This window comes from Pseudomonas sp. o96-267, assembly GCF_003935465.1.
Lineage (GTDB): Bacteria > Pseudomonadota > Gammaproteobacteria > Pseudomonadales > Pseudomonadaceae > Aquipseudomonas > Aquipseudomonas sediminis.
The window spans coordinates 3,894-24,525 of sequence record NZ_RHQP01000015.1; the positions used below are offsets into that span (position 1 = coordinate 3,894).

General features: G+C 58.3%; 19 protein-coding genes and 1 tRNA gene. All 20 read left to right on the top strand.

Annotated elements, in window-relative coordinates:
* The coding region (locus EGJ86_RS12135) for an elongation factor Tu (RefSeq protein WP_125835321.1) at positions 1-861 on the top strand (861 nt) is incomplete at its 5' end.
* A 53-nt stretch (positions 862-914) separates the two neighbouring features.
* Positions 915-990, top strand: a tRNA-Trp gene (locus tag EGJ86_RS12140).
* Between the two features lie 42 nt (positions 991-1,032).
* The gene (gene secE / locus EGJ86_RS12145; RefSeq protein ID WP_125835265.1) at positions 1,033-1,401 is read left to right on the top strand and encodes a preprotein translocase subunit SecE; all 369 of its coding nucleotides are present in this window, start codon (positions 1,033-1,035) and stop codon (positions 1,399-1,401) included.
* A gap of 9 nt (positions 1,402-1,410) precedes the next feature.
* Positions 1,411-1,944, top strand: coding sequence for a transcription termination/antitermination protein NusG (gene nusG / locus EGJ86_RS12150; RefSeq protein WP_004373446.1), 534 nt, complete (start codon positions 1,411-1,413; stop codon positions 1,942-1,944).
* Between the two features lie 119 nt (positions 1,945-2,063).
* Complete coding sequence (rplK, locus tag EGJ86_RS12155) at positions 2,064-2,495, top strand: 50S ribosomal protein L11 (RefSeq protein WP_004373444.1); 432 nt, start codon at positions 2,064-2,066, stop codon at positions 2,493-2,495.
* On the top strand, positions 2,495-3,190 hold the full coding sequence (rplA, locus tag EGJ86_RS12160) for a 50S ribosomal protein L1 (protein ID WP_099526260.1): 696 nt from the start codon (positions 2,495-2,497) through the stop codon (positions 3,188-3,190). The genes rplK and rplA overlap by 1 nt, the downstream gene beginning before the upstream one ends.
* A 212-nt stretch (positions 3,191-3,402) precedes the next feature.
* The gene (gene rplJ, locus EGJ86_RS12165) at positions 3,403-3,903 is read left to right on the top strand and encodes a 50S ribosomal protein L10 (RefSeq protein ID WP_037001815.1); all 501 of its coding nucleotides are present in this window, start codon (positions 3,403-3,405) and stop codon (positions 3,901-3,903) included.
* A gap of 80 nt (positions 3,904-3,983) precedes the next feature.
* The gene (gene rplL, locus EGJ86_RS12170) at positions 3,984-4,352 is read left to right on the top strand and encodes a 50S ribosomal protein L7/L12 (RefSeq protein ID WP_106735659.1); all 369 of its coding nucleotides are present in this window, start codon (positions 3,984-3,986) and stop codon (positions 4,350-4,352) included.
* 221 nt (positions 4,353-4,573) lie between these two features.
* A complete protein-coding gene (gene rpoB, locus EGJ86_RS12175) occupies positions 4,574-8,647 on the top strand; it encodes a DNA-directed RNA polymerase subunit beta (protein ID WP_125835266.1) in 4,074 nt (1,357 codons plus the stop codon).
* 63 nt (positions 8,648-8,710) lie between these two features.
* The gene (gene rpoC, locus EGJ86_RS12180) at positions 8,711-12,910 is read left to right on the top strand and encodes a DNA-directed RNA polymerase subunit beta' (protein WP_017675624.1); all 4,200 of its coding nucleotides are present in this window, start codon (positions 8,711-8,713) and stop codon (positions 12,908-12,910) included.
* A gap of 146 nt (positions 12,911-13,056) precedes the next feature.
* Positions 13,057-13,428, top strand: coding sequence for a 30S ribosomal protein S12 (rpsL, locus tag EGJ86_RS12185; protein ID WP_003463319.1), 372 nt, complete (start codon positions 13,057-13,059; stop codon positions 13,426-13,428).
* 103 nt (positions 13,429-13,531) lie between these two features.
* Positions 13,532-14,002 carry a 30S ribosomal protein S7 gene (rpsG, locus tag EGJ86_RS12190; RefSeq protein WP_003246741.1) on the top strand — a complete coding sequence of 157 codons (471 nt, stop codon included), beginning with the start codon at positions 13,532-13,534 and terminating at the stop codon, positions 14,000-14,002.
* Between the two features lie 30 nt (positions 14,003-14,032).
* Positions 14,033-16,180, top strand: coding sequence for an elongation factor G (fusA, locus tag EGJ86_RS12195; RefSeq protein WP_099526263.1), 2,148 nt, complete (start codon positions 14,033-14,035; stop codon positions 16,178-16,180).
* Between the two features lie 30 nt (positions 16,181-16,210).
* Positions 16,211-17,404 carry an elongation factor Tu gene (gene tuf / locus EGJ86_RS12200; protein ID WP_125835267.1) on the top strand — a complete coding sequence of 398 codons (1,194 nt, stop codon included), beginning with the start codon at positions 16,211-16,213 and terminating at the stop codon, positions 17,402-17,404.
* 155 nt (positions 17,405-17,559) lie between these two features.
* Positions 17,560-17,871 (top strand): 30S ribosomal protein S10, encoded by a 312-nt coding sequence (gene rpsJ / locus EGJ86_RS12205; protein ID WP_003463313.1) that lies wholly within the window; start codon positions 17,560-17,562, stop codon positions 17,869-17,871.
* Between the two features lie 83 nt (positions 17,872-17,954).
* Positions 17,955-18,584 (top strand): 50S ribosomal protein L3, encoded by a 630-nt coding sequence (rplC, locus tag EGJ86_RS12210; protein ID WP_017675621.1) that lies wholly within the window; start codon positions 17,955-17,957, stop codon positions 18,582-18,584.
* A gap of 14 nt (positions 18,585-18,598) precedes the next feature.
* Entirely contained in the window at positions 18,599-19,201 is a 603-nt protein-coding gene (gene rplD / locus EGJ86_RS12215; RefSeq protein ID WP_036999711.1) for a 50S ribosomal protein L4, read from the top strand.
* Complete coding sequence (gene rplW, locus EGJ86_RS12220; protein WP_003463306.1) at positions 19,198-19,497, top strand: 50S ribosomal protein L23; 300 nt, start codon at positions 19,198-19,200, stop codon at positions 19,495-19,497. The genes rplD and rplW overlap by 4 nt, the downstream gene beginning before the upstream one ends.
* 14 nt (positions 19,498-19,511) lie before the next feature.
* The gene (rplB, locus tag EGJ86_RS12225) at positions 19,512-20,336 is read left to right on the top strand and encodes a 50S ribosomal protein L2 (protein WP_061240714.1); all 825 of its coding nucleotides are present in this window, start codon (positions 19,512-19,514) and stop codon (positions 20,334-20,336) included.
* Between the two features lie 16 nt (positions 20,337-20,352).
* Positions 20,353-20,628, top strand: coding sequence for a 30S ribosomal protein S19 (gene rpsS / locus EGJ86_RS12230; protein ID WP_003463302.1), 276 nt, complete (start codon positions 20,353-20,355; stop codon positions 20,626-20,628).
* Positions 20,629-20,632 lie beyond the last annotated feature (4 nt).

Below are 20,632 nucleotides of genomic sequence, written 5' to 3' on the forward strand. Positions count from 1 at the left end.
CCGATGCCGCAAACCCGTGAGCACATCCTGCTGTCCCGTCAGGTTGGCGTACCGTACATCGTTGTCTTCCTGAACAAGGCTGACATGGTTGACGACGCTGAGCTGCTGGAACTGGTCGAGATGGAAGTTCGCGACCTGCTGAGCACCTACGATTTCCCGGGTGACGACACTCCGATCATCATCGGCTCCGCGCTGATGGCTCTGAACGGCCAGGATGACAACGGCATGGGTACCACTGCGGTGAAAACCCTGGTGGAAACTCTGGATACCTACATCCCTGAGCCGGTTCGTGCCATCGACCGTCCGTTCCTGATGCCGATCGAAGACGTATTCTCGATCTCCGGCCGCGGTACTGTAGTTACCGGTCGTGTAGAGCGCGGTATCGTCCGTATCCAGGAAGAGATCGAAATCGTTGGTCTGCGTCCGACCACCAAGACCACCTGCACCGGCGTTGAGATGTTCCGCAAGCTGCTGGACGAGGGTCGTGCTGGTGAGAACTGCGGCGTGCTGCTGCGCGGCACCAAGCGTGATGAAGTCGAGCGTGGTCAGGTTCTGGCCAAGCCGGGCACCATCAAGCCGCACACCAAGTTCGAAGCTGAAGTGTACGTTCTGTCCAAAGAAGAAGGTGGTCGTCACACCCCGTTCTTCAAAGGCTACCGTCCTCAGTTCTACTTCCGTACCACTGACGTGACCGGTTCGTGCGAACTGCCGGAAGGCGTTGAGATGGTAATGCCGGGCGACAACATCAAAATGGTTGTCACCCTGATCAAGCCGATCGCCATGGAAGACGGCCTGCGCTTCGCAATTCGCGAAGGTGGCCGTACCGTTGGTGCTGGCGTGGTTGCCAAGATCGTCGAGTAATCGGTTGATCTGTTCCTCTCAGGCCGGCATAATGGTCGGCCTGATTTTGCTTTAGGTCAGTAGCTCAATTGGCAGAGCGGCGGTCTCCAAAACCGCAGGTTGGGGGTTCGATTCCCTCCTGACCTGCCATTTTCTAACGAATCTGGCGTGTCTTTCACAGGATCCTCTCGAATGAATGTTAAGGCTGAAGCCAAAGACTCTCGCTTTGATCTGGTCAAGTGGCTGGTTGTCGCTGCCCTGGTTGCTGTGGGTGTTGTCGGTAATCAGTACTTCTCTGCTGAGCCGGTTCTGTATCGTGTTCTGGGCTTGGTTGCGTTGGCTGCTGTTGCTGCTTTTGTGGCGTTTCAGACTGCTCGTGGTCAAGCGTTCGCGGTGCTGCTGAAAGAAGCGCGCGTCGAGATTCGTAAGGTTGTATGGCCGACCCGCCAGGAAACCACGCAGACCACCCTGATCGTGGTTGCCGTGGTTCTGGTGATGGCGCTGCTGTTGTGGGGTCTTGATTCCCTGCTCGGTTGGCTTATTTCCCTGATTGTTGGTTAAGGGTGTCTCGTGGCTAAGCGTTGGTACGTCGTGCATGCTTACTCGGGTTACGAGAAGCATGTCATGCGCTCGCTCATCGAGCGCGTGAAACTGGCTGGTATGGAAGATGACTTTGGCGAGATTCTCGTTCCCACTGAAGAAGTGGTCGAGATGCGCAATGGTCAGAAGCGCAAGAGTGAGCGCAAGTTCTTTCCTGGCTATGTTCTGGTGCAGATGGAGATGAACGAGGCGACTTGGCACTTGATCAAGGACACGCCGCGCGTCATGGGCTTCATTGGTGGTACTGCCGACAAGCCGGCACCGATCACCGAAAAAGAAGCTGAAGCCATTCTGCGTCGTGTTGCCGACAGTGGCGACAAGCCCAAGCCCAAGACTCTGTTCGAGCCGGGCGAAATGGTACGAGTTGTCGATGGCCCGTTTGCCGACTTCGGTGGCGTGGTCGAAGAAGTGAATTACGAAAAGAGCCGCATCCAGGTTGCTGTGACCATCTTCGGTCGCTCCACCCCGGTCGAGCTGGAGTTCAGTCAGGTCGAGAAGGCATAACTGACATAGGCATCCCTCACCCCGCAGCCTTAGGCTGCGGGGTTTTGTCGTCACTGGGATAAATGCGTAAGTAACCTCGGGGAGCCGTCAGGCGTTCGAACCCGAAATTGGAGTAGCTAATGGCTAAGAAGATTCAGGCTTATATCAAGCTGCAGGTTAAAGCCGGTCAGGCAAACCCGTCGCCACCCGTCGGCCCCGCTCTGGGTCAGCACGGCGTGAACATCATGGAATTCTGCAAGGCATTCAACGCCAAGACTCAGGGCATGGAACCTGGTCTGCCGACTCCTGTGATCATCACTGTTTACAGCGATCGCAGCTTCACCTTTGAAACCAAGAGCACCCCGGCATCGGTACTGCTGAAGAAGGCTGCAGGCCTGACCAGCGGCTCCGCTCGTCCGAACACCGTTAAAGTAGGCACCGTTACCCGTGCTCAGCTGGAAGAGATCGCCAAGACCAAACAGGCTGATCTGACTGCCGCTGACCTGGATGCGGCCGTGCGCACCATCGCCGGCTCCGCTCGTAGCATGGGCCTGAACGTGGAGGGTGTGTAATGGCTAAGTTGACCAAGCGCCAAAAGGCCATCGCCGAGAAAGTCGAAGCGGGCAAAGCCTACAGCTTCGAAGAAGCGGCAACTCTGCTGGCTTCGTTGCCTGCTGCCAAGTTCGTCGAATCTTTCGACGTCGCTGTGAATCTGGGCGTTGATCCGCGTAAATCCGACCAGGTTGTACGTGGCGCCACCGTTCTGCCGAACGGCACTGGCAAGACTGTACGCGTTGCCGTGTTCACCCAGGGTCCGGGCGCTGAAGCTGCCCTGGCTGCCGGTGCTGACAAAGTCGGTATGGACGATCTGGCTGCCGAAATGAAAGCCGGCGACCTGAACTATGACGTGGTCATTGCTTCTCCGGACGCCATGCGTGTTGTTGGCCAGCTGGGCCAGGTACTGGGCCCGCGCGGCCTGATGCCGAACCCGAAAGTCGGCACCGTTACTCCGGACGTCGCTACCGCTGTCAAGAACGCCAAGGCTGGTCAGGTGCGTTTCCGTACCGACAAGAACGGCATCATCCACACTTCTGTTGGCAAGATCGGCTTCGAAGCCGCTGCGCTGAAGCAGAACGTGGAAGCCCTGCTGTCCGACCTGAAGCGTCTGAAGCCGTCGACCTCGAAAGGCATCTACGTCAAGCGTGTGACCCTGAGCACCACCATGGGTCCGGGTCTGATCATCGATCAGGCTTCGCTCGACGCGTAAGTGATTGGGCCGGTAGCGTGCGCGCTACCGGCTTTGAAAAATTGGGGTCCCTGCCTGGCGGGGGCTATCCAAGACCGTAGGTAACTCGCGTTTTAAATGTCAGGTTCGCCTGATGACCTACGCAGATGGTGCTCCCGATTCGTTACCGAATCAGACACCAAAACGCCGCTGAACTTCGGTTTGGCGATACGGTAAAAACCAGGAGTAAACCCGTGGCAATTAAACTCGAAGACAAGAAGGCCATCGTCGCTGAAGTCAACGAGGCTGCCAAAGCCGGTCTGTCCGCTGTCGTGGCTGATGCCCGTGGCGTGACCGTCGGCGCAATGACCGGACTCCGTAAAGAGGCCCGCGAAGCTGGTGTGTACGTGAAAGTCGTGCGTAACACCCTGCTCAAGCGCGCCGTTGAAGGCACTCAGTTCGACGTGCTCAACGACGTGTTCAAAGGCCCGACCCTGATCGCATTCTCCAACGAACACCCGGGCGCTGCTGCTCGTCTGTTCAAGGATTTTGCCAAGGGTCAGGACAAGTTCGAGATCAAGGCAGCTGCGTTCGAGGGCAAGTACCTCGCAGCAAACCAGATCGACGTACTGGCAAGTCTGCCGACCCGCGACGAGGGCATCGCCCAGCTGATGAGCGTTATTCAAGGCGCCACCAGCAAACTCGCTCGCACTCTGGCAGCCATTCGCGACCAGAAAGAAGCTGCCGCTGCCTAAGGCTGCGTGAGCTCTTTCGAAATCAAACGTTTAATTTGATGGTCGCGTAGGCCGTCACCCCAATACAGGAATTGATAGTCATGTCTCTGACTAACGAGCAAATCATCGAAGCTATCGGCCAGAAATCCGTTATGGAAATCGTTGAGCTGATCAAAGCGATGGAAGAAACCTTCGGCGTTACCGCTGCTGCTGCTGTTGCCGCTGGCCCGGCTGCTGCCGCTGCCGCTGTTGAAGAGCAAACCGAGTTCAACGTTGTTCTGACTGAAGCTGGCGAGAAGAAAGTTAACGTGATCAAGGCAGTTCGCGAGCTGACCGGTCTGGGCCTGAAAGAAGCCAAGGAGAAGGTTGACACCGCTCCTCAGGTCGTCGCTGAAGGTCTGACCAAAGAAGCTGCTGAAGACGCCAAGAAGAAGCTGGAAGAAGCTGGCGCCAAGGTCGAGCTCAAGTAAGTTCGTACCTTGCGTCTACAGCCCGAGCGATTCGCATAAGGCTGATGGCTGGTGGCTTTTGCCACCGGCCTTTTTCCGTTCTAGGTTGGCTGTTCAGCAGCCGGCCTGGAGCCGAAAAGATCCCGCCCGAGAGGCGGTTGCAAACCGAGGGTTTGCACGATTTTCTGGTCATCGCCGCCGGCGCTGGCCAAACAAGCAGGTGACCAAGCTGGGGAACGCTGATGGCTTACTCATACACTGAGAAAAAACGTATCCGCAAGGACTTTAGCAAGTTGCCGGATGTCATGGATGTGCCTTACCTCCTGGCCATCCAGCTGGATTCGTACCGCGAATTCCTGCAGCAAGGGGTGAGCAAGGAACAGTTCCGCGACATCGGCCTGCATGCGGCCTTCAAATCGGTATTCCCGATCATCAGCTACTCCGGCAACGCCGCCCTGGAGTACGTCGGCTATCGCCTGGGCGAGCCGGCGTTCGACGTCAAGGAGTGCGTGCTGCGTGGCGTGACCTTCGCCGTGCCGCTGCGCGTGAAAGTGCGCTTGATCATTTTCGACAAAGAATCGTCGAACAAAGCGATCAAGGACATCAAAGAGCAAGAAGTGTACATGGGCGAGATTCCGCTCATGACCGAGAACGGTACCTTCGTCATCAACGGTACCGAGCGTGTCATCGTGTCCCAGCTGCACCGTTCGCCGGGGGTATTCTTCGACCACGACCGTGGCAAGACCCACAGCTCGGGCAAGCTGCTGTACTCCGCTCGCATCATTCCTTACCGCGGTTCGTGGTTGGACTTCGAGTTCGACCCGAAGGACGCGGTATTCGTACGTATCGACCGTCGCCGCAAACTGCCGGCTTCCGTCCTGCTGCGTGCACTGGGCTACAGCACTGAAGAAGTGCTGGATGCCTTCTATGACACCAACGTCTACCACGTGAAGGGCGAGAGCCTGAACCTGGAGCTGGTTCCGCAGCGTCTGCGCGGCGAAGTCGCCGTTCTCGACATCAAGGACGGCAGCGGCAAGGTGATCGTGGAACAGGGTCGTCGTATCACGGCTCGCCACATCAACCAGCTGGACAAGGCTGGCATCAAAGAGCTGGAAGTTCCGCTCGACTACGTGATTGGCCGTACCACTGCCAAGGCGATCGTGCACCCGGCTACCGGCGAAATCATCACCGAGTGCAACACTGAGCTGACCGCCGACCTGCTGGTCAAGATGGCCAAGGCGCAGGTGGTTCGCTTCGAGACCCTGTACACCAACGACATCGATTGTGGCCCGTTCATCAGCGACACGCTGAAGATCGACAGCACCACCAATCAGTTGGAAGCGCTGGTCGAGATCTACCGCATGATGCGTCCTGGCGAGCCGCCAACCAAGGATGCTGCCGAGACCCTGTTCAACAACCTGTTCTTCAGCGCCGAGCGTTACGACCTGTCCGCCGTGGGCCGCATGAAGTTCAACCGTCGTATCGGTCGCACCGAGATCGAAGGTTCGGGCGTGCTGAGCAAGGAAGACATCGTTGCCGTACTGAAGACCCTGGTCGATATCCGTAACGGCAAGGGCATCGTCGACGACATCGACCACCTGGGTAACCGCCGCGTACGTTGCGTCGGCGAGATGGCCGAGAACCAGTTCCGCGTTGGCCTGGTGCGTGTAGAGCGTGCGGTCAAAGAGCGTCTGTCGATGGCTGAAAGCGAAGGTCTGATGCCGCAAGACCTGATCAACGCCAAGCCGGTTGCGGCGGCGGTGAAAGAGTTCTTCGGTTCCAGCCAGCTCTCGCAGTTCATGGACCAGAACAACCCGCTCTCCGAGATCACTCACAAGCGCCGTGTTTCTGCACTCGGCCCAGGTGGTCTGACTCGTGAGCGCGCTGGCTTCGAAGTCCGCGACGTACACCCGACCCACTACGGCCGCGTATGCCCGATCGAAACGCCGGAAGGTCCGAACATCGGTCTGATCAACTCGCTGGCGGCCTATGCCCGCACCAACCAGTACGGCTTCCTGGAAAGCCCGTACCGCGTGGTCAAGGAAGGTCAGGTCACCGACGAGATCGTGTTCCTGTCCGCCATCGAAGAAGCCGATCACGTGATCGCTCAGGCATCCGCTACCCTGAACGACAAGGGGCAGCTGGTGGACGAGCTGGTAGCTGTTCGTCACCTGAACGAGTTCACCGTCAAGGCGCCGGAAGACGTCACCCTGATGGACGTTTCGCCGAAGCAGGTTGTTTCCGTTGCTGCCTCGCTGATTCCGTTCCTCGAGCACGACGACGCCAACCGTGCACTCATGGGTTCGAACATGCAGCGTCAGGCTGTACCGACTCTGCGTGCCGACAAGCCGTTGGTAGGTACCGGCATGGAGCGCAACGTCGCCCGTGACTCCGGCGTCTGCGTCGTGGCCCGTCGCGGCGGTGTGATCGACTCGGTCGACGCCAGCCGTATCGTGGTTCGTGTCAACGATGACGAAGTTGAAACTGGCGAAGCCGGTGTCGACATCTACAACCTGACCAAGTACACCCGCTCCAACCAGAACACCTGCATCAACCAGCGCCCGCTGGTTAGCAAAGGTGACAAGGTTGCGCGTAGCGACATCATGGCTGACGGTCCGTCCACCGACATGGGTGAACTGGCGCTGGGTCAGAACATGCGCGTTGCGTTCATGCCGTGGAACGGCTTCAACTTCGAAGACTCCATCTGCCTGTCCGAGCGCGTGGTTCAGGAAGATCGCTTCACCACGATCCACATCCAGGAGCTGACCTGTGTGGCGCGTGACACCAAGCTCGGCCCAGAGGAAATCTCCTCTGACATCCCGAACGTTGGCGAAGCGGCGCTGAACAAGCTGGACGAAGCCGGTATCGTCTACGTCGGTGCCGAAGTTGGCCCGGGCGACATCCTGGTTGGTAAGGTCACCCCGAAAGGTGAGACCCAGCTGACTCCGGAAGAGAAGCTGCTGCGTGCGATCTTCGGTGAGAAGGCGTCCGACGTTAAGGACACCTCCCTGCGTGTGCCGACTGGCACCAAAGGTACCGTCATCGACGTACAGGTCTTCACCCGTGACGGCGTGGAGCGCGACTCGCGTGCCCTGTCCATCGAGAAGATGCAGCTGGACGAGATCCGCAAAGACCTCAACGAAGAGTTCCGCATCGTCGAAGGCGCAACCTTCGAGCGTCTGCGTTCCGCTCTGGTTGGCGCGACTGCCGAAGGCGGCGCTGGTCTGAAGAAAGGCACTGCGATCACCGACGAGTTCCTCGACGGTCTCGAGCGTGGCCAGTGGTTCAAACTGCGCATGGCTGAAGACGCTCTGAACGAGCAGCTGGAGAAGGCTCAGGCCTACATCTCCGACCGCCGTCAGATGCTCGATGACAAGTTCGAAGACAAGAAGCGCAAGCTGCAGCAGGGCGATGACCTGGCTCCGGGCGTACTGAAGATCGTCAAGGTCTACCTGGCCATCCGCCGTCGCATCCAGCCGGGTGACAAGATGGCCGGTCGTCACGGTAACAAGGGTGTTGTCTCGGTGATCATGCCGGTTGAAGACATGCCGCACGACGCCAACGGTACTCCGGTCGACATCGTGTTGAACCCGCTGGGCGTTCCGTCGCGTATGAACGTCGGTCAGATTCTCGAAACCCACCTGGGCCTCGCGGCCAAGGGCCTGGGCGAGAAGATCAATCGCATGCTCGAAGAGCAGCGCAAGATCGCCGAACTGCGCAAGTTCCTCGCCGAGATCTACAACGAGATCGGTGGTCGTCAGGAAAACCTCGACGAGTTCTCCGATACCGAGATCCTCGAGCTGGCGAAGAACCTCAAGGGCGGTGTACCGATGGCGACTGCCGTGTTCGACGGCGCCAAGGAAACCGAGATCAAAGCCATGCTGAAGCTGGCTGATCTGCCGGAGAGCGGCCAGATGCGCCTGTTCGACGGTCGTACCGGTAACCAGTTCGAGCGTCCGACCACCGTCGGCTACATGTACATGCTCAAACTGAACCACCTGGTGGACGACAAGATGCACGCCCGTTCCACTGGTTCCTACAGCCTGGTTACCCAGCAGCCGCTGGGTGGTAAGGCGCAGTTCGGTGGTCAGCGTTTCGGGGAGATGGAGGTCTGGGCACTGGAAGCCTATGGCGCCGCCTACACCCTGCAGGAAATGCTGACCGTGAAGTCGGACGACGTGAACGGCCGTACCAAGATGTACAAGAACATCGTGGATGGCGATCACCGTATGGAGCCGGGCATGCCCGAGTCCTTCAACGTACTGATCAAAGAGATCCGTTCGCTCGGCATCGATATCGATCTGGAAACCGAATAACACGACGTGAATCGGCAGCGGGGCTAGTCCAGCTCGCTGCCCGCTCCGCCAGGAGGAAAGGCCTTGAAAGACCTACTGAATTTGCTGAAAAACCAGGGTCAGATCGAAGAGTTCGACGCCATCCGTATCGGATTGGCCTCGCCTGAGATGATCCGTTCGTGGTCGTTCGGTGAAGTTAAAAAGCCGGAAACCATCAACTACCGTACCTTCAAGCCAGAGCGCGACGGCCTGTTCTGCGCCAAGATCTTTGGCCCGGTAAAGGACTACGAGTGCCTGTGCGGTAAGTACAAGCGCCTCAAGCACCGCGGTGTGATCTGCGAGAAGTGCGGCGTTGAAGTGGCCCTGGCCAAGGTTCGTCGTGAGCGCATGGCGCACATCGAACTGGCCTCGCCGGTTGCCCACATCTGGTTCCTCAAGTCGCTGCCGTCCCGTATCGGCCTGCTGATGGACATGACCCTGCGTGACATCGAGCGCGTGCTCTATTTCGAGAGCTACGTCGTGATCGACCCGGGCATGACCACCCTCGAGAAGGGTCAGTTGCTGAACGACGAGCAGTACTTCGAAGCCCTCGAAGAGTTTGGTGACGACTTCGACGCGCGCATGGGCGCCGAGGCCGTTCGCGAGCTGCTGCACGCCATCGACCTGGATCACGAGATCGGCCGCCTGCGTGAAGAGATTCCGCAGACCAACTCCGAGACCAAGATCAAGAAGCTGTCCAAGCGCTTGAAGCTGATGGAAGCCTTCAAGGACTCCGGCAACCTGCCGGAGTGGATGGTGCTGACCGTTCTGCCGGTGCTGCCGCCGGATCTGCGCCCGCTCGTTCCGCTCGATGGTGGCCGTTTCGCCACGTCCGACCTGAACGATCTGTACCGCCGCGTGATCAACCGTAACAACCGTCTGAAGCGCCTGCTCGATCTGTCGGCGCCGGACATCATCGTGCGCAACGAAAAGCGCATGCTGCAGGAAGCGGTCGACGCGCTGCTCGACAACGGCCGTCGCGGTCGCGCCATCACTGGCTCGAACAAGCGTCCGCTGAAGTCGCTGGCTGACATGATCAAAGGTAAGCAAGGTCGCTTCCGTCAGAACCTGCTCGGTAAGCGCGTGGACTACTCCGGTCGTTCCGTAATTACCGTAGGCCCGACCCTGCGCCTGCACCAGTGCGGTCTGCCGAAGAAGATGGCCCTCGAGCTGTTCAAGCCGTTCATTTTCGGCAAGCTGGAAATGCGTGGTCTGGCGACCACCATCAAGGCCGCCAAGAAGATGGTCGAGCGCGAGCTGCCGGAGGTTTGGGACGTTCTCGCTGAAGTGATCCGCGAACACCCCGTCCTGCTCAACCGTGCTCCGACCCTGCACCGTCTGGGTATCCAGGCGTTCGAGCCGGTACTGATCGAAGGTAAAGCGATCCAACTGCACCCGCTGGTCTGCGCCGCGTACAACGCCGACTTCGACGGTGACCAGATGGCCGTTCACGTGCCGCTGACGCTGGAAGCCCAGCTCGAAGCGCGCGCGCTGATGATGTCGACCAACAACATCCTGTCGCCCGCCAACGGTGAGCCAATCATCGTGCCGTCGCAGGACGTGGTACTGGGTCTGTACTACATGACCCGTGAAGCGGTGAACGCCAAAGGCGAAGGTCGCGTATTCGCCGACCTGCAGGAAGTCGACCGCGTATTCCGCGCCGGCGAAGCGTCCCTGCACGCCCGTGTGAAAGTGCGTATCAACGAAACCATCAAAGAGAAAGATGGTTCGATCACCAAGAACACCCGCATCGTCGACACCACTGTCGGCCGTGCGCTGCTGTTCCAGATCGTACCGGCTGGCCTGTCCTACGACGTGGTCAACCAGTCGATGAAGAAGAAGGCGATCTCCAAGCTGATCAATCAGTGCTACCGCACCGTGGGTCTGAAGGACACCGTGATCTTCGCCGACCAGCTGATGTACACCGGTTTCGCCTACTCGACCATCTCCGGTGTGTCGATCGGCGTGAACGACTTCGTCATCCCGGACGAGAAGGCGCGCATCATCGACGCCGCCACCGAGGAAGTGAAGGAGATCGAATCGCAGTACGCCTCCGGCCTGGTAACCCAGGGCGAGAAGTACAACAAGGTGATCGACCTGTGGTCGAAGGCCAACGATGAAGTCTCCAAGGCGATGATGGCCAACCTCTCGAAAGAGCCGGTTGTCGATCGCGAAGGCAAGACCGTCGAGCAGGAGTCCTTCAACTCCATGTACATGATGGCGGACTCCGGTGCGCGTGGTAGCGCCGCCCAGATCCGTCAGCTGGCCGGTATGCGTGGTCTGATGGCCAAGCCGGACGGCTCCATCATCGAGACGCCGATCACCGCGAACTTCCGCGAAGGTCTGTCGGTTCTGCAGTACTTCATCTCCACCCACGGTGCTCGTAAAGGTCTGGCGGATACCGCACTGAAGACCGCGAACTCCGGTTACCTGACTCGTCGTCTGGTCGACGTGGCGCAGGACCTGGTGGTGACCGAAATCGATTGCGGTACCGAGCACGGTCTGCTGATGACGCCGCACATCGAAGGCGGCGACGTGGTCGAGCCGCTGGGTGAGCGCGTACTGGGTCGAGTGATCGCCAAGGACGTGTTCAAGCCTGGCACCGAGGACGTAATCGTTCCGGCCGGCACCCTGATCGACGAGCAGTGGGTCGAGTTCATCGAGCTGAACAGCGTCGACGAAGTGGTCGTGCGTTCGCCGATCACCTGCGAAACCCGCTTCGGCATCTGCGCCAAGTGCTACGGCCGCGATCTGGCTCGTGGTCACCAGGTCAACATCGGTGAAGCTGTTGGCGTTATCGCTGCGCAGTCCATCGGTGAGCCGGGTACCCAGCTGACCATGCGTACGTTCCACATCGGTGGTGCTGCAAGCCGTACTTCGGCTGCCGACAGCGTCCAGGTGAAGAACGGTGGTGCGATCCGTCTGCACAACCTCAAGCACGTCGAGCGCGTGGACGGCAATCTGGTAGCGGTTTCCCGCTCCGGCGAGCTGGCTGTGGCTGACGAGTTCGGTCGTGAGCGTGAGCGCTACAAGCTGCCGTACGGTGCCGTGATTTCCGTGAAGGAAGGCGACAAGGTCGACGCTGGCGCCATCGTCGCCAAGTGGGACCCGCACACCCACCCGATCGTGACCGAAATGAAGGGTACCGTGACCTTCGTCGGCATGGAGGAGGGCATCACCATCAAGCGCCAGACCGACGAACTGACCGGTCTGACCAACATTGAGGTTCTCGATCCGAAGGATCGTCCGGCTGCTGGCAAGGACATTCGTCCGGCCATCAAGATGGTCGACGCCAACGGCAAGGAACTGCTGCTGCCGGGTACCGACGTTCCCGCCCAGTACTTCCTGCCAGCCAACGCCCTGGTCGGCGTGGCTGACGGTGCGCAGATCGCGGTCGGTGACGTCATCGCCCGTATCCCGCAAGAGACCTCGAAAACTCGCGACATCACCGGTGGTCTGCCGCGCGTTGCCGACCTGTTCGAAGCCCGTCGTCCGAAGGAAGCTTCGATCCTGGCGGAAATCAGCGGCACCATTTCGTTCGGTAAAGAGACCAAGGGCAAGCGCCGTCTGGTCATCACCCCGACCGACGGCAGCGATCCGTACGAGGAGCTGATTCCGAAGTGGCGCCACCTGAACGTCTTCGAAGGCGAACAAGTGAACCGCGGCGAAGTTATCTCCGACGGCCCGAGCGATCCGCACGACATCCTGCGTCTGCTGGGTGTGAGCGCGCTGGCCAAGTACATCGTCAACGAGATCCAGGACGTTTACCGTCTGCAGGGCGTGAAGATCAACGACAAGCACATCGAGACCATCCTGCGTCAGATGCTGCGTAAGGTAGAAGTCAGCGAGTCCGGCGATTCGTCCTTCATCAAGGGCGATCAAATGGAGCTCACCCAGGTTCTGGGCGAGAACGAGCGTCTGGCTGAAGAGGACAAGTTCGTCGCCAAGTACACCCGCGTACTGCTGGGTATCACCAAGGCGTCGCTGTCCACCGAGTCGTTCATCTCGGCTGCGTCCTTCCAGGAAACCACTCGCGTCCTCACCGAGGCAGCGGTTACTGGCAAGCGCGACTACCTGCGTGGTCTGAAAGAGAACGTCGTCGTGGGTCGCCTGATCCCGGCTGGTACCGGTCTGGCCTATCACAGCGAGCGCAAGCGCAAGCGTGATGCCGACAAGCCGGTACGTGTCAGCGCCAGTGAGGTGGAAGCCGCACTGACCGAAGCGCTGAACTCCAGCGGAAATTGAGTCGAAGCCTCGCTAGTTCGCTAGCGGGGCTTTGCCTTGACTGGGGGCGCGAGTCTCTTTAGACTCATGCACCCCTAAATTTGGCAGGGCGTTGTGCTCTGCCATCTTTATTTGTGAGCGTCGAAAGACAACAGTGGAGCTAGTAGATGGCAACTATCAACCAGCTGGTACGTCAGCCGCGTAAGCGTATCGTCGAGAAATCCGACGTACCTGCGCTGCAGAACTGCCCGCAACGTCGTGGCGTGTGCACTCGCGTGTACACCACTACGCCGAAAAAACCTAACTCGGCACTGCGTAAAGTATGCCGCGTGCGTCTGACCAACGGTTTCGAGGTTTCCTCGTACATCGGTGGTGAAGGCCACAACCTGCAAGAGCACAGCGTCGTGCTGATCCGTGGCGGTCGTGTAAAAGACCTTCCGGGTGTGCGCTACCACACCGTGCGTGGTTCGCTGGATACCTCCGGCGTCAAAGACCGTAAGCAAGGTCGTTCCAAGTACGGTACCAAGCGTCCGAAATAAGGCCGCTTGAATCTTTATATTTAGTTGAGTCGATAAGAGTAAGGTCGGGCGCGGCTTTTGCCGAAAGTCCCGGGCTAACCTGAAGACCGTTTGAGGGCTTATCATGCCAAGACGTCGTGTAGCAGCAAAACGTGAGATTCTCGACGATCCGAAGTACGGATCGCAGATTCTCGCCAAGTTCATGAACCACGTGATGGAAAGCGGCAAGAAGGCCGTGGCCGAGCGCATCGTTTACGGTGCTCTGGACACAGTCAAAGCACGCAAGAACAGCGATCCCCTGGAGATCTTCGAGAAAGCTCTCGACGCCATCGCTCCGCTGGTCGAAGTCAAGTCCCGCCGTGTAGGCGGTGCTACCTACCAGGTTCCGGTCGAAGTTCGTCCGTCGCGTCGTAACGCTCTGGCAATGCGCTGGCTCGTAGACTACGCCCGCAAGCGCGGCGAGAAGTCCATGGCTCTGCGTCTGGCTGGTGAGCTGCTGGATGCTGCTGAAGGCAAAGGCGCTGCTGTCAAGAAGCGTGAAGACGTGCACCGCATGGCTGAAGCCAACAAGGCTTTCTCGCACTACCGCTTCTAATTCCGGCTCCACTAACCTTGCGAGGGCTTTATGGCTCGTAATACAGCAATTAACCGCTACCGTAATATTGGTATCTGTGCCCACGTTGACGCGGGCAAGACCACCACTACCGAGCGGATCCTGTTCTACACAGGCCTGAGCCACAAGATGGGCGAGGTGCATGATGGCGCCGCGACCACCGACTGGATGGTTCAGGAGCAGGAGCGTGGTATTACCATTACTTCTGCTGCCATCACCACCTTCTGGAAAGGTTCGGTTGGTCAGTACGACAACTACCGCGTAAACGTCATCGATACCCCCGGTCACGTTGACTTCACCATTGAAGTAGAGCGCTCGCTGCGCGTACTCGACGGTGCTGTCGTTGTGTTCTGTGGTACTTCGGGCGTTGAGCCGCAGTCGGAAACCGTATGGCGTCAGGCCAACAAGTACGGTGTTCCGCGTGTTGTCTACGTGAACAAGATGGACCGTGCTGGTGCTAACTTCCTGCGTGTCGTCGGTCAGATCAAGAACCGTCTGGGTCACACCCCGGTACCGATTCAGATCGCCATCGGCGCCGAAGATAACTTCGAAGGTCAGGTCGACCTGATCAAGATGAAGGCTATCTACTGGAACGAAGACGACAAGGGTACTACCTATCGCGAGGAAGAGATTCCTGCTGAGCTGGTAGACCTGGCCAACGAGTGGCGCTCGAACATGGTCGAGGCTGCTGCCGAAGCCAACGAAGAGCTGATGAACAAGTACCTTGAAGAAGGTGACCTGTCCGTCGAAGAGATCAAGGCTGGTCTGCGCGCCCGTACTCTGGCGAGCGAGATCGTCCCGGCTGTCTGTGGCTCCTCGTTCAAGAACAAGGGTGTTCCCCTGGTTCTCGACGCCGTTATCGACTTCCTGCCTGCTCCGACCGAGATCCCTGCGATCAAGGGTATTCACCCGGATCTGGCCGACAAGCCGAAAGAAGAGATCGCCGAAGCCGATTACGACGAGCGTCATGCGGACGACAACGAGCCGTTCTCGGCTCTGGCGTTCAAGATCGCTACCGACCCGTTCGTCGGTACGCTGACCTTCGTTCGTGTCTACTCGGGCGTTCTGGAGTCTGGTCAATCGGTCATCAACTCCGTGAAAGGCAAGAAAGAGCGCGTTGGTCGTATGGTGCAGATGCACGCCAACCAGCGTGAAGAGATCAAAGAAGTACGCGCTGGTGACATCGCTGCTCTGATCGGCATGAAGGACGTCACCACTGGTGAAACCCTGTGCGATCCGGATAAGCAGATCATCCTCGAGCGTATGGACTTCCCGGAGCCGGTTATTTCGGTGGCTGTAGAGCCGAAAACCAAGGCTGACCAGGAGAAGATGGGTATCGCACTGGGCAAGCTGGCTCAGGAAGACCCGTCGTTCCGCGTCAAGACTGACGAGGAAACCGGTCAGACCATCATCTCCGGTATGGGTGAACTGCACCTGGACATCCTCGTTGACCGTATGAAGCGCGAGTTCAACGTCGAGGCCAACATCGGTAAGCCGCAGGTTTCCTACCGTGAAACCATCACCAAGGACGCTGTTGAGATCGAAGGTAAGTTCGTTCGTCAGTCCGGTGGTCGCGGTCAGTTCGGTCACTGCTGGATTCGTTTCTCGACTCCGGACGTGGACGACAAGGGCAACATCACCGAAGGTCTGGTGTTTACCAACGAAGTCGTAGGTGGTGTGGTTCCGAAGGAATACATCCCGGCGATCCAGAAAGGTATCGAAGAGCAGATGAAGAACGGCGTCGTTGCCGGCTATCCGCTGATCGGCCTGAAGGCTACCGTGTTCGATGGTTCCTACCACGACGTCGACTCCAACGAGATGGCGTTCAAGATCGCTGCTTCCATGGCGACCAAGCAACTGGCCCAGAAGGGTGGTGGTAAGGTGCTTGAGCCGATCATGAAGGTAGAAGTGGTAACTCCTGAGGACTACATGGGTGACGTGATGGGTGACCTGAACCGTCGTCGTGGTCTGATCCAGGGTATGGAAGATTCGGTGTCCGGTAAGGTTATCCGTGCCGAAGTTCCGCTGGGCGAGATGTTTGGTTACGCTACCGACGTCCGTTCCATGTCCCAGGGTCGCGCCAGCTACTCCATGGAATTCTCCAAGTACGCAGAGGCTCCGGCGAACATCGTCGAAGCGCTGGTTAAAAAACAAGGCTAATCCCGCCCTTTAAGTAAGAGGTTTACTGTCGTGGCTAAGGAAAAATTCGAACGTAACAAACCGCACGTCAACGTTGGCACCATCGGTCACGTTGACCACGGTAAAACTACTCTGACCGCTGCTCTGACCCGTGTCTGCTCCGAAGTTTTCGGTTCGGCCAAGGTTGACTTCGATAAGATCGACAGCGCGCCGGAAGAGAAGGCTCGTGGTATTACCATCAACACTGCGCACGTAGAGTACGACTCCAACATTCGTCACTACGCGCACGTTGACTGCCCGGGTCACGCCGACTACGTGAAGAACATGATCACTGGTGCTGCCCAGATGGACGGCGCGATCCTGGTCTGCTCGGCTGCCGATGGTCCGATGCCGCAAACCCGTGAGCACATCCTGCTGTCCCGTCAGGTTGGCGTGCCGTACATCGTTGTCTTCCTGAACAAGGCTGACATGGTTGACGACGCTGAGCTGCTGGAACTGGTCGAGATGGAAGTTCGTGACCTGCTGAGCACCTACGATTTCCCGGGTGACGACACTCCGATCATCATCGGCTCCGCGCTGATGGCGCTGAACGGCGAGGATGACAACGGCATGGGTACCACTGCGGTGAAAACCCTGGTCGAAACTCTGGACAGCTACATTCCTGAGCCGGTTCGTGCCATCGATCGTCCGTTCCTGATGCCAATCGAAGACGTATTCTCGATCTCCGGCCGCGGTACTGTAGTTACCGGTCGTGTAGAGCGCGGTATCGTCAAGATCCAGGAAGAAATCGAAATCGTTGGTCTGCGTCCGACCACCAAGACTACCTGCACCGGCGTTGAGATGTTCCGCAAGCTGCTGGACGAAGGTCGTGCTGGTGAGAACTGCGGCGTGCTGCTGCGCGGCACCAAGCGTGATGAAGTCGAGCGTGGTCAGGTACTGGCCAAGCCGGGCACCATCAAGCCGCACACCAAGTTCGAAGCTGAAGTGTACGTTCTGTCCAAAGAAGAAGGTGGTCGTCACACCCCGTTCTTCAAAGGCTACCGTCCTCAGTTCTACTTCCGTACCACTGACGTGACCGGTTCGTGCGAACTGCCGGAAGGCGTTGAGATGGTAATGCCGGGCGACAACATCAAAATGGTTGTCACCCTGATCAAGCCGATCGCCATGGAAGACGGCCTGCGCTTCGCAATTCGCGAAGGTGGTCGTACCGTTGGTGCTGGCGTGGTTGCCAAGATCGTCGAGTAATCAACGATCCGCGGTATAGAAAAGGGCCCTTCGGGGCCCTTTTCTTTTGGATTGGTTAAAAGTTGACACCCCCAGGGGGCATCCGTACAATTGCGCCTCCCTTGAACGGGCGTAGTCCGTCTGTGGGGATTAGCAGCTTGGAATCTGAGGTCAAAATGCAAAACCAACAAATCCGTATTCGGTTGAAGGCTTTTGACCATCGCCTGATCGATCAATCTACCCAGGAAATCGTGGAAACCGCGAAACGTACTGGTGCTCAGGTGCGTGGTCCGATTCCTCTGCCTACTCGTAAGGAGCGGTATACCGTTCTGGTCTCCCCGCACGTCAACAAAGACGCGCGCGATCAGTACGAAATCCGCACTCATAAGCGTGTTCTGGACATCGTCCAGCCGACGGATAAAACCGTTGATGCGCTGATGAAGCTCGACCTTGCGGCAGGCGTGGAAGTGCAGATCAGCCTCGGCTAAAACCTGGCGGTTTTAGTCGTGTAACGCTCTGAAATGGGCGGCCATAGCGGGTGAAAGCCCCGTACACTCATGAGGTTTACAACATGACTATTGGTGTAGTCGGTCGTAAAGCGGGTATGACCCGTATTTTCACCGAAGAAGGTGTCTCCATTCCGGTTACGGTCATTGAGATCGAGCCGAATCGCGTCACCCAGTTTAAAACCGAAGAATCCGATGGCTATCGCGCAGTGCAAGTCACTGTTGGCGAGCGTCGTGCTTCGCGTGTCACAGCAGCTCAAGCTGGCCACTTCGCCAAGGCGAACGTCGCGGCAGGTCGTACCGTTCTGGAGTTCCGTCTTGAAGAAGGCGACTACCAGGCCGGCGATCTGATCAACGCTGAAATTTTCCAAGCTGGTCAACTGGTCGATGTGACCGGTCAGTCCAAAGGTAAAGGCTTCGCCGGTACCATCAAGCGTTGGAACTTCCGCGGCCAGGACAACACTCACGGCAACTCCGTGTCCCACCGTGTTCCGGGTTCCATTGGCCAGTGCCAGACCCCGGGTCGCGTATTCAAGGGCAAGAAGATGTCCGGCCACATGGGTGCTGAGCGCGTTACCGTGCAGTCCCTGGAAGTCGTGCGCGTAGACGCCGAGCGTAATCTGTTGCTGGTCAAGGGTGCCGTTCCTGGCGCTACTGGCGGCGACGTTATCGTTCGTCCGGCTGCCAAGGCGTAAGGGGAGAATCTGAGATGCAATTGAATGTAAATGGCGCTCAGGCGATCGAAGTGTCCGAAGCGACCTTCGGTGGCGAGTTCAACGAGACTCTGGTTCACCAAGCTGTCGTCGCCTACATGGCTGGCGGCCGTCAGGGCACCAAAGGTCAGAAGTCCCGTTCCGACGTTTCCGGTGGCGGTAAGCGCCCATGGCGTCAGAAGGGCACTGGTCGTGCTCGTGCTGGTACCACTCGTGGTCCGATCTGGCGTGGCGGTGGTGTGACCTTCGCAGCGTCCACCCGTAACCATGATCAAAAGCTGAACAAGAAGATGTACCGCGCAGCTCTGCGCTCCATCCTTGCTGAGCTGGTTCGTACCGACCGTCTGGTCGTAGTCGAAGACTTCGCCGTTGATGCGCCGAAGACCAAGACTCTGCTGGCCAAACTCAATGGCCTGGGCCTGACCGACGTGCTGATCGTATCCGACGCTGTCGATGAGAACCTGTACCTGGCTGCCCGCAACCTGCCGCACGTTGATGTACGTGACGTTCAGGGTTCCGATCCGGTCAGCCTGATCGCGTACGAGAAGGTGCTGGTCACCGTTTCGGCCGTGAAGAAATTCGAGGAGCTGCTGGGATGAACCAGGAACGCGTATTCAAAGTGCTGCTTGGCCCGCACATCTCCGAGAAGGCCACGGTTCTGGCTGACAAACAAGGTCAGTTCGTTTTCAAAGTCGCTACCGATGCGACCAAGCTGGAAATCAAGAAGGCTGTCGAAGGCCTGTTCGGCGTGAAGGTTGAGCGCGTTACTACTCAGAACGTCCTGGGTAAGAGCAAGCGCACCGCTCGCGGTCTGGGCAAGCGTAACGACTGGAAGAAGGCAGTTATCTCCCTTCAGCCGGGCCAAGAACTCGATTTCACCAGCAGTGCTGAGTAAGGAAGGGGTGCATCATGGCAATCGTTAAATGCAAACCGACTTCCGCTGGCCGCCGTTTTGTGGTCAAGGTGGTCAATCAGGAGCTGCACAAAGGCGCTCCGTACGCTCCGCTGCTCGAGAAAAAGTCGAAGTCCGGTGGTCGTAACAACAATGGCCGTATTACCACCCGTCATATCGGTGGTGGTCATAAGCAGCATTACCGTCTGGTCGACTTCCGTCGCAACGACAAGGATGGCATTCCTGCCACCGTCGAGCGCGTGGAATACGATCCGAACCGTACTGCTCACATCGCTCTGCTGAAATACGCTGACGGCGAACGTCGCTACATCATCGCGCCGAAGGGCGTGGTAGCTGGCGATCAGCTGGTAGCCGGCATCATGGCTCCGATCAAGCCGGGCAACAGCCTGCAGCTGCGCAACATTCCGGTAGGTTCGACCGTTCACGGTATCGAGCTGAAACCGGGTAAAGGTGCTCAGATCGCTCGTTCCGCTGGTGCTTCCGCTCAGCTGATCGCTCGTGAAGGTGCCTATGTGACTCTGCGTCTGCGCTCCGGCGAAATGCGCAAAGTCCTGTCCGAGTGCCGTGCGACCCTGGGCGAAGTCTCGAACTCCGAGCACAGCCTGCGTTCGCTGGGTAAGGCCGGTGCCAAGCGCTGGCGCGGTGTTCGTCCGACCGTTCGTGGTGTTGCCATGAACCCGGTTGATCACCCGCACGGTGGTGGTGAGGGTCGTACCTCCGGTGGTCGTCATCCGGTGTCGCCATGGGGCTTCCCGACCAAGGGCGCGAAAACCCGTGCTAACAAGCGCACCGACAACATGATCGTCCGTCGTCGCAAGTAAATAGAGGGATACGACAGTGCCACGTTCTCTGAAAAAAGGTCCTTTTATCGATCTTCACCTACTGAAGAAGGTCGAAGCGGCGGTGGAAAAGGGCGAGCGTAAACCAGTCAAAACCTGGTCGCGTCGCTCCATGATCCTGCCGCAGATGGTCGGTCTGACCATCGCTGTGCATAACGGTCGTCAACATGTCCCGGTCCTCGTGAACGAAGACATGGTCGGCCACAAACTGGGCGAATTTGCCGGCACGCGTACCTATCGTGGTCACGTTGCCGACAAGAAAGGCAAGCGTTAAGGGG